Below are 11,934 nucleotides of genomic sequence, written 5' to 3'. Positions count from 1 at the left end.
CGTTCGCTCCGGACTTCCCCGGGCTCAACCTCGTTGCCGCCTGGCGGCGGCTGCCTTCGGTTTCCGCCGGGCGCATCTACACGCCCCGCCATCCCCCACCGACCCCGCCACGCGCTCGCGATGAGACATAATGACGGTCTCTGGGGCGGGTGGTGTGCTTGGCGTTTTGGCGCACATCGGGGCTGGAGGGAGGGTCTTGCGGGGCCCGCCGCAAGCCGGCCGCGCGGGCGGCCTTTTGCGGCTTACACGACGTCTTGCGTCGCGATGATGACGCTCTCGCGTGTGGGAAGGGTTTCCGTGTGGAGCGGTGCCAGCACGGTATGGAGCACGCCAGCAGCCCGGCGGGGTGGGCACGTCGCAATCGTGTGCCAATGAAATCCGGCCCGCACCAAGCCTGTTTGTGGTCGGCGCGAGAGGTCGTCATGTGCAACATGTCGAGCCTGTCCGTATTTTTGTGGGCGAGGCGTTTTAAAAGTTGTTATCCCCGCGCCGCAGTAAACCGCTCGCCGCCAGCGCGCAGCGCATCCGCTTCACTTTCAGATGCACAGACGCCCATCGTGGCCGCCCGCGCGGCCGCGATGGGCAGCCCCGCGGATTCCCTTCCCTGCACCCGGCTCTAGCAGCGCGACAAGCCCAGACGCCCGAGGGGCGACCTACGAAGACCGACTCATCGCAAGTAGCAGCTAACGCAATAACCCATCACTGAAAACCTAACGATTGTCCGCCACAGCCTCCGCCCCAGGCACCGGATTTCCCCACCCGCCCCCGATCGCCCGAATCAGATCCACCGCGGACCGCGCCTGCTCACCACTCAACTGCACCGCCACCCGCTGCTGCAGCAGCACACTGCGGTCCGCCTCGATCACGTCCAGATAGCTGATCGAGCCTTCGCGGTATTGTGTGTGCGACAGCTTCGCGGCGCGGGCCGAGGCTTGCACCGCGGCGTCCTGCGCGCGCGTCTGGTCGGACAGGATGCGCAGGTTGGCCAGGTTGTCCTCGACCTCGCGGAACGCATTCAGCACCGTCTGGCGGTACACCGCCACGTCTTCCTCGTAGACCGCGCGGGCGCGGTCCAGGCCGGCCTGGCGGCGGCCGCCGTCGAAGATCGGCATCGACAGCGCGGCGCCGACCAGCGGACCCAGCAGGAACGTGCGGCTCGACCACTGGAACAGGTTGCCCAGCTCCGACGACTCGTAGCCGAAGGCCCCCGTGATGTCCAGGCGCGGGAAGAACGCCGACTTGGCCGCGCCCACGCGGGCATTGGCGGCTGCCATGGCGCGTTCGGCCGCCGCGATGTCGGGGCGGCGTTCCAGCAGCGTCGACGGCAGGCCGGCCGGGATCGACAGGGCCACCTTCTCGAGTGGCTTGGGCGGCATCGTGAACTCCGACGGCGCACGGCCCAGCAGCACGGCCAGTGCGTGTTCGCCGGCGGCGCGGCGGCGGTCGATGCCCAGCGCTTCCGATTGCGCCGAGGCCAGCTCGGCCTTGGCGCGCGCCAGGTCCAGTTCGCTGATGTCGCCGGCGTCGTAGCGGCTCTGGATCAATTGCAGCGTCTCGCTGCGCAACTTCACTGTCTGGCGGTACAGCGCCGCTTCGGCGTCCTGCTCGCGCACCAGGAAATAGGTGCTGGCGACATCGGCCTGCAGCGCCAGCAGCACCGAGCGGTACAGCGCCTCGCTCTGTTGGGCGTCGGCAGTGGCGGCGTCGGCGGTGGAGGCGACGCGGCCGAACAGGTCGGCCTCGTACGACACCGTGCCCTGCGCTCGCCAGGTGGTCGAAGGGTGCGTCGGCGTGCCGTCGGGCAGGCCTTGCGACACCGCCGAAGGACGTTGGCGGCTGGGCCCGAAGCCGGCGTCCAGGCTGGGGAAGAAGCCGGCGCGGGCTTCGCGCTGCAGCGCGCGGGCCTGCGACAGGCGGGCGGCGGCGGCTTGCAGATTCTGGTTGGCCTTGTGGGCCTCTTCCTGCAACTGGTTCAGGCCTTCGTCGCCGAACACTTTCCACCATTCGCCGCGCAACTGCGCTTCCGAGGGTTGTGCGGGCTTCCAGGTGCCGGCTTCCGAGGCGGGCAGGGCGGCTTCCTTGTAGGCCGCCGGAGTGGCGGCCGCGGGTCGTTCGTAGGTCGGACCCACCGCGCAGCCGGCCAGCACGAGCAGGACGGCAAGCAGGGCGGAACCGCGGATCAATCTTTTGGTCTTCATGACGATTCTCTTGGGCGCGCACCCCGCCGTTCGGGACGGGGCGCGCTGGCTGTTTTTCCAGGCCGGATCAGGGGTTGTGCTGCGGGGCGGGCGGCGCGTGCGGGTCGATGTGCGGCACGCACACCGGCGCTTCGTGCGGCGCGGCCGAGTGCAGCGTCTTGCCGCCCAGCGAACGCAGCAGCACGTAGAACACCGGTGTCAGGAACAGGCCGAACAGGGTCACGCCGAGCATGCCAAAGAACACCGCGACACCCATGGCATGGCGCATCTCCGAGCCCGCGCCCGAGGACAGTACCAGCGGCACCACGCCCATGATGAAGGCGATCGACGTCATCAGGATCGGACGCAGACGCAGGCGGCTGGCCTCGATCGCGGCTTCCAGCGGCGAGCGGCCGTTCATCTCCAGCTCGCGGGCGAATTCCACGATCAGGATCGCGTTCTTCGCCGACAGCCCCACCAGCACCATCAGGCCGATCTGCGTGAAGATGTTGTTGTCGTTGCCGGTCAGGTAGACGCCGGTCAGCGCCGCCAGGATGCTCATCGGCACGATCAGGATCACGGCCAGCGGCAGAGTCAGGCTTTCGTACAGCGCGGCCAGCACCAGGAACACCAGCAGCACGCTGATCGGGAACACCCACAGGCCGGCGTTGCCCGCCAGGATCTGCTGGTAAGTCAGGTCGGTCCACTCGAACTTCACGCCGCGCGGCAGGGTTTCCGCCGCCACGCGCTCGGCCGCGGCCTGCGCCTGGTTGGTCGAGTAGCCCGGGGCCGGGCCGCCGTTGATGTCGGCGGCGGTATAGCCGTTGTAGCGCACCACCATTTCCGGACCGAAGGTCTGCTTGACCGTCACCAGCGACGACAGCGGCACCATGTCACCCGCCGCATTGCGGGTCTTGAGCTGCAGGATGTCGTCGGCGTGGGAGCGGAACGGCGCATCCGCCTGGGCCCGCACCTGGAACACGCGGCCGAAGCGGTTGAAGTCGTTGACGTACATCGAACCCAGGTAGATCTGCATGGTGTCGAAAACTTCCGTCACCGGCACGCCCAACTGCTTGGCCTTGACCCGGTCCAGGTCGACGTCGAGTTGTGGCACGTTGATTTCGTAGCTCGAGAACGCCGGGCCCAGTTCGGGCGTCTGCCGGGCCTTGGCCAGGAACGCCTGCTTGGCCTTGTCCAGCTCGGCATAGCCGAGCGCCGCGCGGTCTTCCAGTTGCAGCTTGAAGCCGCCCAGCGTGCCCAGGCCGAGCACCGGCGGGGGCGGGAACACGGCGATGAACGCCTGCTGGATGGCGCCGAATTTCTGGTTCAGCGAGGCCGCGATGGCGTTGCCCGACAGCGCCGCGCCCTTGCGCTCTTCGAACGGCTTGAGCGTCACGAACACGATGCCGGCGCTGGAGCTGTTGGTGAAGCCGTTGATCGACAGGCCCGGGAAGGCGATGGCGCTCTGCACGCCGGGTTCCTTCAGGGCGATGGCGCTCATCTGGCGGATCACGTCTTCCGTGCGGTCGAGCGAGGCGCCGTTGGGCAACTGCGTGAAGCCGATCAAGTACTGCTTGTCCTGCGCCGGCACGAAGCCGCCGGGCACCAGGTACGACACGCCGATGGTGGCGGCCACCAGCACGGCATACACACCCATGGCGCCGGCCTTGCGGCGGATCACGCCGGACACGCCCACGCCATAGTTCTCCGAGGCGCGGCCGAACATGTTGTTGAACCAGTTGAAGAAGCGGCCGAACACGCGGTTCATGCCCCGCGTCAGCCAGTCCGGCTTGTCGTGGTGGCTCTTGAGCAGCAGGGCCGACAGCGCCGGCGACAGGGTCAGCGAGTTGAAGGCCGAGATCACCGTCGAGATGGCGATGGTCATGGCGAACTGCTTGTAGAACTGGCCGGTCAGGCCCGTCATGAATGCCAGCGGCACGAACACCGCGCACAGCGTCAGCGCGATGGCGATGATGGGGCCGCTCACCTCGCGCATGGCGCGATAAGTGGCATCGCGTGGACTCAACCCCGCCGCGATGTTGCGCTCGACGTTCTCCACCACCACGATTGCATCATCGACCACGATCCCGATGGCCAGCACCATCCCGAACAACGACAGCGCGTTGATGGAATAGCCGAACATCAGCAGCAGGCCGAAGGTGCCCACGATCGACACCGGCACCGCCAGCAGCGGGATGATGGACGCGCGCCAGGTCTGCAGGAACAGGATCACCACCAGCACCACCAGCGCGATGGCTTCCAGCAGCGTGTGCACCACGGCCTCGATACTGGAACGCACGAACTGGGTCGGGTCGTATTCGATGCGGTATTCCACGCCCGGCGGGAAGTCCTGGGCCAGCTCGGTCATGGCGGCGCGCACCTGCGACGACACCTCCAGCGCATTGGCGCCGGGCGACTGCATGATGCCCATGCCCACCGCCTGCTTGTTGTCCAGCAGCGAACGCAGGCCGTACTCCTGGGCGTCCAGTTCCACGCGGGCCACGTCCGACAGGTGCGTCACGGCGCCGTCGGGCGAGGTCTTCAGGATGATGTCGCGGAATTCCTCTTCGGTCTGCAGGCGGCCGCGCGCATTCACGTTCAATTGCAGCGGCACGTCGCCCTGGGTTGGCGACGCGCCGATCACGCCGGCGGCGACCTGCACGTTCTGCTCGCGGATGGCCGCGACCACTTCGCTGGCCGTCATGCCGCGCTGCGCTACCTTCTGCGGGTCGAGCCACACGCGCATCGAGTAGTTGCCCGCGCCCCACACCGTCACTTCGCCGACGCCGGTAATGCGCGCCAGGCGGTCCTTGATGTTCAGGATCGCGTAGTTGCGCAGGTAGGTGATGTCGTAGCGGTCGTTGGGCGAGATCAGGTGCACCACCAGCGTCAGGGTGGGCGAGCTCTTGGTGGTCGTGACGCCCAGCCGCTGCACGTCCGGCGGCAGGCGCGGCAACGCCTGCGACACGCGGTTCTGCACCAGTTGCTGCGCCTTGTCCGGGTCCACGCCCAGCTTGAAGTTGACCGTCAGCGTCAGGTTGCCGTCGCTGTTGGCCTGCGATTGCATGTACAGCATGTTTTCCACGCCGTTGATGGATTCCTCCAACGGCGAGGCGACGGTTTCGGCGATGACCTTGGGGTTGGCGCCCGGATACTGCGCGCGCACCACTACCGAGGGCGGCACCACTTCCGGGTATTCCGAGATCGGCAACTGGAACATGGCCAGCAGGCCCCCCAGCAGCACCAGCACGGACAGCACCCCGGCGAAGATCGGCCGGTCGATGAAGAATTTCGAGATATTCATGAACGTTCTCGTTCTGCTTTGCGGGTCGCCGGCGGCTTAGTTGGCGGCCGCCGTCTTGACCGGGTTGCGTTGCGCCGCGACCATCGGCACCACGGTCGGGCTCACGGCGTCGCCGGGGCGCACGCGCTGCAAGCCGTTGACCACGATGCGTTCGCCGGCAGCCAGGCCAGAGTCCACCACCCGCAGACCTTCCTGGTTGGCGCCCAGCTTCACCTGGCGGTAGTTGGCGTGGTTCTTGTCGTCCAGCACCAGCACGTAGCGCTTGTCCTGGTCGGTGCCGATGGCCTTTTCGTCGATCAGCACGGCCGCGCGCGGCTCGCTGCCGCCCAGGCGGATACGGGCGTACAGGCCGGGCACCAGGGTGCCGTCGGCGTTGTCGAACTCGGCCCGCACGCGGATGGTGCCGGACGTGGTGTCCAGGCGGTTGTCCACCGACTGCACGAAGCCGGTGCGCGAGTAGCCTTCCTCGTTGGCCAGGCCCAGTTCGACCGGCACCGAGCCGGTCTTTTCGTTGCGGGCCGGGTTGACGTACTTCAGGAAGGTCTGCTCGTCGACGTCGAACGAGGCGTACATCTTCGAGACCGACACCAGCGTGGTCAGCGGCACCGAGGTGGCGCCGGCGGCGACCACGTTGCCGACCGTGACTTCCGCGCGCGACACGCGGCCGGTGACCGGGGCTTCGATGCGGGTGTAGCCCAGGTTGAGCTTGGCGTAGTCCAGCGCGGCCTGCGCGCCTTGCAGGTTGGCCGCGGCTTCGCGCGCGGCGTTCTGCTTTTCCTCGAAATCGCGGCGGGCGATGGCGTTGTCGGCCAAGAGGCGCTTGCCGCGCGCCAGTTCGGTGGCGGTGTACGAGGCGCGGGCCTTGGCCGCGGTCAGGGCGGCGGCGGCGCGGTCGACTTCGGCGGCATACGGACGCGGGTCGATGGTGAACAGCACGTCGCCTTTCTTGACGATGCTGCCGTCCTGGAAGTGCACCGCCGTCAGCGTGCCGGAGACCAGCGGACGGATGTCCACGCGGTCGATGGCTTCCAGGCGGCCGGAATAGCGCTGCCAGTCGACGATGGTCTTGCTGACCACTTCCGCCACTTCGACCGGGGGCGCGGCGGGCGCGCCTTGCGCCTGGGCCGCATTGGCGCCGGCGGGGGCGCGAAACAGGGCGTAGCCACCGCCGGCCGCGATGACGGCCGCGAAAACGACGAGCACAGCAATACGATTACGCGAAACCATGATGTTCCTTGTGGGTGATGTCGGAGAGAAGCGCGCCGGCCGGGACCGCGAGGGGGCGGGGGCGGCGGGCGGCGACATCGCGGCGGGTCTGGCAGTCCTGAAACACCGATGTCATATTGCAGTGCAACATGCGAAGCGGTTACGTCTCCCTGGTGAAATCCGTCTTTTTGGGGACAGGCTCTACCGGGATCGGAATCTGAGGATTGACAGGCCCTGGGATGGCGCCGGGCGGCACGGGCACTTCAAGATGGTTTGCATTCTGAGTGTTTTGCCGGCGCGGATAAACATGTCTATCTCGGCAACACTGTTCGGCTGGATGGTCTAATCCAGGACGAATTCGGGTTATGCTCCGTACACCCCGACCAAATTGCCCTTATAGGACACCGTCGCCATGGACCGTTTTCAGGCTATGCAGGTGTTTGTGCGCGTCGTGGATGCCAACAGTTTCACCCGGGCGGCCGACAGCCTCTCGCTTCCGCGCACCACCGTCACCACCATCATTCAGAACCTCGAACGCCTGCTGGGCGTGCGCCTGCTCAACCGCACCACCCGCCGCATCGGCCTGACACCCGATGGCGCCGGGTACTACCAGCATTGCGTGCGCATCCTGGCCGACGTCGAGGAAACCGAGGCCTGCTTCCAGGAAGCCGCCCTGCGCCTGAAGGGGCGGCTGCGCATCGACGTGCCTACCTGTATCGGCCGGTTGATCCTGATCCCGTCATTGTGTGATTTCCACGACAAATACCCCGACGTCGAACTGGTGCTGGGCATGGGCGACCGTCCCGTGGACATGGTGCAGGAGGCCGTCGACTGCGTCATCCGCGCCGGCGACCTGGAAGACTCCAGCCTGGTGGCGCGCCGCATCGGCACGCTGCAGACCGTGACCTGCGCCTCGCCGACCTACGTCGCGCGCCACGGCATGCCGCAGACCATCGAGGAACTGCGCAATCACCACGCGGTGCATTATTTCTCCAGTCGCACCGGCCGCAACTGCGCCTGGGATTTCAAGATCGACGGCAAGCACCAGGAAGTGGATATGCGCGGCACCGTGGCCGTGAACGAAGCCGGCGCTTACCTGGATTGCGGCCTGAAGGGCTTCGGCCTGATCCAGACGCCGCGCTACATGGCGCTGCCCTATCTGCAGTCGGGCGAACTGATCGAAGTGCTGCCGCAGTGGAAACCCAGCGCCACCGCGATCTCGGTGCTGTATCCGCAAAGCCGCCAACTCTCGCCCAAGGTCCGCGCCTTCGCCGACTGGGCGGCGGAACTGTTCGCCAGTTGCCCCTTGCTCAGCGGGCGCGACGAAACCGATCCGGCGGCCGCCAGTTGCGGCGTGTTCCAGCAGCGTCAGGCCAGCCCGGCCAGGCAGATGGCCGTGGCCGGCGTGGCCGCCGCCAACGAGCCCATGCCGCGCCGTCGCACGGCGCGCGAAGAGGCCGCCGAATACGCGCTGTAGGCGAGTCATCGTGACCAGGGTGGCGGGCCTGCGGGTTCGCCACGCAGGCCATTCGCGGGTAATTCGCCGGCAAAATCCCGGAAAACCAGGGGAAACCCCGTAGTAATTACAGGCCTTGTGTCCCTCGTATTTTGCGAAACGTCTGTATAGTCCGACAGTCAAAGCCTCAACGCATTCTCTGTCGATCCGCGCTATGCAGCCTGTTCTTCCCGCTTATCTGATCGCCCGTTGGCTTTTGCTGCTCGTCCTGTTGGCGGGGGTGTATTTCCTGAGCGGTTTCCTGGTGCCCGCGCTGGCTGCGTTGATCATCGGCCTGGCCAGTTGGCCCCTGTATCGGCGGCTGGTGGCGCGTTGCGGCGGCCATACCGCGCTGGCGGCGTCGCTGGCGTTGCTGATGGTGGTCGTGGTGCTGATCGTGCCGCTATCGCTGGCGCTGTCCTATGCCATCAAGGAAGCCAGTTCCTTCTTCGCCTGGGCCATCGCCGCCAACCGCCACGGCGTGGCGGTGCCCAACTGGATCACCTCGATGCCGGTGCTGGGCGACCGGCTCTCCGAATACTGGCAGGCGTATATCGGCGAGCCGCATGCGCTGGGCGCGCTGGTCGAGGCCGTCAGCGGCGAACACCTGGGCAATATCTACCGCATGGTGCTGGCCGCCACCGGCAACGTGTTCCAGCTATTGCTGACCGTGCTGTTCATGCTGATCACATTGTTCTTCGTCTACAAGGACGGCTTGCGCATGGTGGCGCAACTGGACGTGCTGGGCGAGCGCATCCTGCCGGCGCGCTGGCAGCGCTTCTCGCGCGTGGTGCCGGCCACCATCAACTCCACCGTCACCGGCATGGGCCTGATCGCACTGGGCGAGGGCCTGGTGCTGGGCATTGCCTACTGGGTCGCCGGGGTGCCGTCGCCGGTGCTGCTGGGCGTGGTCACCGGCTTCATGGCGCTGATTCCTGGCGGCGCACCGCTGTCGTTCACGCTGGTCTCGCTGTACCTGGTGGGGTCCGGCCATGTGGTGGCGGGCATCGCCCTGATGGTCTGGGGCAGCGTCGAACTGTTCATCGTCGACAAGACGCTGCGGCCGCGCCTGGTGGGCGGCCCGGTCAAGCTGCCGTTCCTGCCGACCTTCTTCGGGCTGGTGGGCGGGGTCAAGACCATGGGCATCGTCGGCCTGTTCGTGGGCCCGGTGCTGATGGCGCTGCTGGTGGCCGTCTGGCGCGAATGGGTGCACCATGAAGAAGCCGAACGCGATACCGCCCGGCTCCGGGCCAGCGCGTCAACCGACAACACGCCGGCCGGGGGCTAGTGCCACCGCGCGGCCCGGCGCCTGGCGGTTGAGGCCAAGCAACCGCCCGCGAAATTTGGGTGTAATCTAGCTCTCCCCGCGCCCGCCGGCGCCTCGTCCGGCACGCGCCTGCCGTGTGCGCAGACGCTTTGCAGCTTCCGCCGCGGGGTCTGAGGGGTTGGCAGGTTCATCATGTCCGGGTCGTTGCAAGAAGATGAGTTAGCGGTCCTGCGCGAGCAGGGTTTCGTGGTCGCACGGCAATTCGCCGACCCGGCCGAGGTGGCGGCGCTGCGCGCGCTGGCCGAGCGCCATTTGCGCGAGCACGTCGCGCCCATCGAGTACGAGGCAGACCTGCGCTATCCCGGCGCCCCCGAGTCGCGCAACGCCGAAGGCGGCCTGACCGTTCGGCGCCTGCTCAGCGTCTACGGGCGCGATCCGTTGTTCTCGCAATGGGCCACCAATGCGCGCATCGGACAATCGCTGGCTCGCTATTTCGGCGACACGCCGGTGCTGTCCACCGTGCACCACAACTGTGTGATGACCAAGCATCCGGCCTATGGCAGCCTGACCGGCTGGCACCAGGACATCCGCTACTGGTCGTTCTCCGACACCGATCTGGTGTCCTGTTGGCTGGCGCTGGGCGACGAAACCTGGGACAACGGCGGCCTGTCGTTCATCCCCGGTTCGCACGCGGCGGCATTCCAGCCCGCGCAGTTCGACGAACAGAAATTCTTTCGAGACGACGCGCCGGAAAACGCCGAATGGATCGCGCGCGCCGTCTGTCCCGAGCTGCGCGCCGGCGACCTGGTGTTCTTCCATTGCCGCACCTTGCATGCGGCGCAGGGCAACCGCAGTGATCGCGTCAAGCTGTCGCTGGTGCACACGTATCATCCCCAGTCTTGCCATCCGTTGCCAGGCACGCGGTCGGCCAGCCAGCCGGGAGTGCCGTTGGCGGAGTAGCGGCTCGCGCGCGGTGACGACGCCATCAGCGGCGCCGTCCCAGCCACCCCAGCAACAGCACCGATGCGCCGATGGCCGCCAGGTTGAAACGCATGGCCGTGGCGAAGGCCTGGGCGTAGCGATCGCCGCTGGCCGCGTCCGCCATGGCGTCCAGCGCGCCGCTGAACAGCATGCCGGCGGCGGACACGCCCAGCGCCGCGCCGACCTGCTGCAGCGTCGAGACCACGCCGGCCGCCATGCCCGCGTGATGGTCCTGCACCAATCCCAACGCGAGGTTGACCAGCGGTGTATTGACGGCGCCCTGCGCCGCGCCCAGCCAGACCAGCGCGGGCACCAGCGACCACGGTGCGAGCGTGGCGCCGGCCGCGCCCACCTGCCACATCAGCGCGGCGGTGGCGCCGCCGTAAAGCAGCGCGGCCACGGTGACCGCATGCGTGCCGAAGCGCGCCACCAGCCGCGGCGCCGCCATCGAGCCGGCCACGAAGCCCACGCTGGCGGGCGCGAACACCGTGCCCGCCGTCAGCGCGTCCACGCCCAGCCCGGTCTGCAGCAACAGGGCGTAGCACAGGAACATGGCGCTGGCGGTGGAGAACACCAGCGTCACCAGCAGGCAGCCGGCGGCAAAGCGCGGCTGCGCCAGCAGCGCCATGTCGACCAGCGGCACGCGGCCTGCTGCGCCGGCGCGTCGCTGCGTCCACACGAACAGCGCCAGCAACGCGACCGCCGCCGCGCCGCAGGCCAGCGTCCACGCGGGCCAACGGCGCGCCGGGCCTTCGACCAGCGCCAGCAGCAACAGGCCCAGCCCCGCGCCCAGCAGCGCCGAGCCGCCCCAGTCCATCGGCGCGCCGGCGGCGTCGCGCGATTCGGGGATGTGGCGCGCCAGCCGCCAGGCCAGCACGCCAAGCGGCACGTTCACCAGGAAGATCGTGCGCCACGCCAGGCCGAACAGGTCGGCGTGCACGATCCAGCCGCCCAGCACCTGGCCGGCGATAGCCGCCAGCCCCAGCGTCATGCCGAGCAGGCCGAAGGCGCGCCGCCGCGCGTGGCCGTCGTAGCTGACGCGGATCAGCGCGTAGACCTGCGGGAACAGCATGGCCGCGGCCACGCCCTGCAGCACGCGCGCGCCGATCAGCGTGTTGGCGTCGGGCGCCAGGCCGCACAGCGCGGAGGCCAGCGCGAAGCCGGCCATGCCCAGCATGAACAGGCGCCGGCGGCCATGGCGGTCGCCCAGCCGGCTGCCGGCGATCAACAGCACGCCATAGGCCAGTTCGTATGCGACGATGATGAAATTGATCTGCGCGAAGCTGGCCGACAGCGTGTGCTGCATGCTGGGAATGGCGACGTTGACCACGAACAGGTCGAAGATCGTGATGAAGCCGCCGGACAGCAGCACGGCCAGGCCGAGCGGGCCCGGCGTGGTGGGGCGGGAGGACGTAGCGGGGCAGGGCGAAGGAAGAGGGATGGAAGACATGAACAGGCCGCGAGAGATCAGAGTGGCGCTATTCTGCGGGCAGTTCCAGCCATA

Annotated in this window: 8 protein-coding genes; 4 read left to right on the top strand and 4 right to left on the bottom strand. The window is 67.8% G+C overall.

Going from position 1 to position 11,934, the window contains the following annotated elements:
• Nucleotides 1-710: 710 nt before the first annotated feature.
• The 3 genes from AC6LKG_RS14870 to AC6LKG_RS14860 all read right to left on the bottom strand — a co-directional run bounded on the left by AC6LKG_RS14870 (nt 711) and on the right by AC6LKG_RS14860 (nt 6,708).
• On the bottom strand, nt 711-2,198 hold the full coding sequence (locus AC6LKG_RS14870) for an efflux transporter outer membrane subunit (protein ID WP_498165448.1): 1,488 nt from the start codon (nt 2,196-2,198) through the stop codon (nt 711-713).
• Between the two features lie 67 nt (nt 2,199-2,265).
• Entirely contained in the window at nt 2,266-5,481 is a 3,216-nt protein-coding gene (locus AC6LKG_RS14865) for an efflux RND transporter permease subunit (RefSeq protein ID WP_498165447.1), read from the bottom strand.
• A gap of 36 nt (nt 5,482-5,517) precedes the next feature.
• Nucleotides 5,518-6,708, bottom strand: a complete 1,191-nt coding sequence (locus tag AC6LKG_RS14860) for an efflux RND transporter periplasmic adaptor subunit (RefSeq protein WP_498165445.1) — start codon at nt 6,706-6,708, stop codon at nt 5,518-5,520.
• Here AC6LKG_RS14860 and AC6LKG_RS14855 point away from each other — a divergent pair.
• The 4 genes from AC6LKG_RS14855 (at nt 6,707) to AC6LKG_RS14840 (ending at nt 10,409) form a co-directional block, all read left to right on the top strand.
• A complete protein-coding gene (locus AC6LKG_RS14855; protein WP_498165444.1) occupies nt 6,707-7,033 on the top strand; it encodes a hypothetical protein in 327 nt (108 codons plus the stop codon). The two genes, AC6LKG_RS14860 and AC6LKG_RS14855, sit on opposite strands and share 2 nt — an antisense overlap.
• 66 nt (nt 7,034-7,099) lie before the next feature.
• A complete protein-coding gene (locus AC6LKG_RS14850; protein ID WP_498165443.1) occupies nt 7,100-8,164 on the top strand; it encodes a LysR family transcriptional regulator in 1,065 nt (354 codons plus the stop codon).
• A gap of 193 nt (nt 8,165-8,357) precedes the next feature.
• Nucleotides 8,358-9,470, top strand: coding sequence for an AI-2E family transporter (locus AC6LKG_RS14845; RefSeq protein ID WP_498165441.1), 1,113 nt, complete (start codon nt 8,358-8,360; stop codon nt 9,468-9,470).
• Nucleotides 9,471-9,641: 171 nt separating this feature from the next.
• Nucleotides 9,642-10,409, top strand: coding sequence for a phytanoyl-CoA dioxygenase family protein (locus AC6LKG_RS14840; protein WP_498165439.1), 768 nt, complete (start codon nt 9,642-9,644; stop codon nt 10,407-10,409).
• A gap of 25 nt (nt 10,410-10,434) precedes the next feature.
• Here the strand turns inward: AC6LKG_RS14840 and AC6LKG_RS14835 are convergent, their stop codons facing one another.
• Nucleotides 10,435-11,880 carry an MFS transporter gene (locus tag AC6LKG_RS14835; RefSeq protein ID WP_498165438.1) on the bottom strand — a complete coding sequence of 482 codons (1,446 nt, stop codon included), beginning with the start codon at nt 11,878-11,880 and terminating at the stop codon, nt 10,435-10,437.
• Nucleotides 11,881-11,934 lie beyond the last annotated feature (54 nt).

The organism is Achromobacter sp. 46006, from assembly GCF_059761975.1.
Note: the sequence above shows the minus strand (reverse complement) of the source record. Positions and strands in the feature narration are given on the sequence as shown.

Bases quoted from the DNA above. Each gene is read 5' to 3' on its own strand.
- AC6LKG_RS14870 (WP_498165448.1), bottom strand. From the start codon at position 2,198: ATGAAGACCAAAAGATTGATCCGCGGTTCCGCCCTGCTTGCCGTCCTG.
- AC6LKG_RS14865 (WP_498165447.1), bottom strand. From the start codon at position 5,481: ATGAATATCTCGAAATTCTTCATCGACCGGCCGATCTTCGCCGGGGTG.
- AC6LKG_RS14855 (WP_498165444.1), top strand. From the start codon at position 6,707: ATGATGTTCCTTGTGGGTGATGTCGGAGAGAAGCGCGCCGGCCGGGAC.
- AC6LKG_RS14860 (WP_498165445.1), bottom strand. From the start codon at position 6,708: ATGGTTTCGCGTAATCGTATTGCTGTGCTCGTCGTTTTCGCGGCCGTC.
- AC6LKG_RS14850 (WP_498165443.1), top strand. From the start codon at position 7,100: ATGGACCGTTTTCAGGCTATGCAGGTGTTTGTGCGCGTCGTGGATGCC.
- AC6LKG_RS14845 (WP_498165441.1), top strand. From the start codon at position 8,358: ATGCAGCCTGTTCTTCCCGCTTATCTGATCGCCCGTTGGCTTTTGCTG.
- AC6LKG_RS14840 (WP_498165439.1), top strand. From the start codon at position 9,642: ATGTCCGGGTCGTTGCAAGAAGATGAGTTAGCGGTCCTGCGCGAGCAG.
- AC6LKG_RS14835 (WP_498165438.1), bottom strand. From the start codon at position 11,880: ATGTCTTCCATCCCTCTTCCTTCGCCCTGCCCCGCTACGTCCTCCCGC.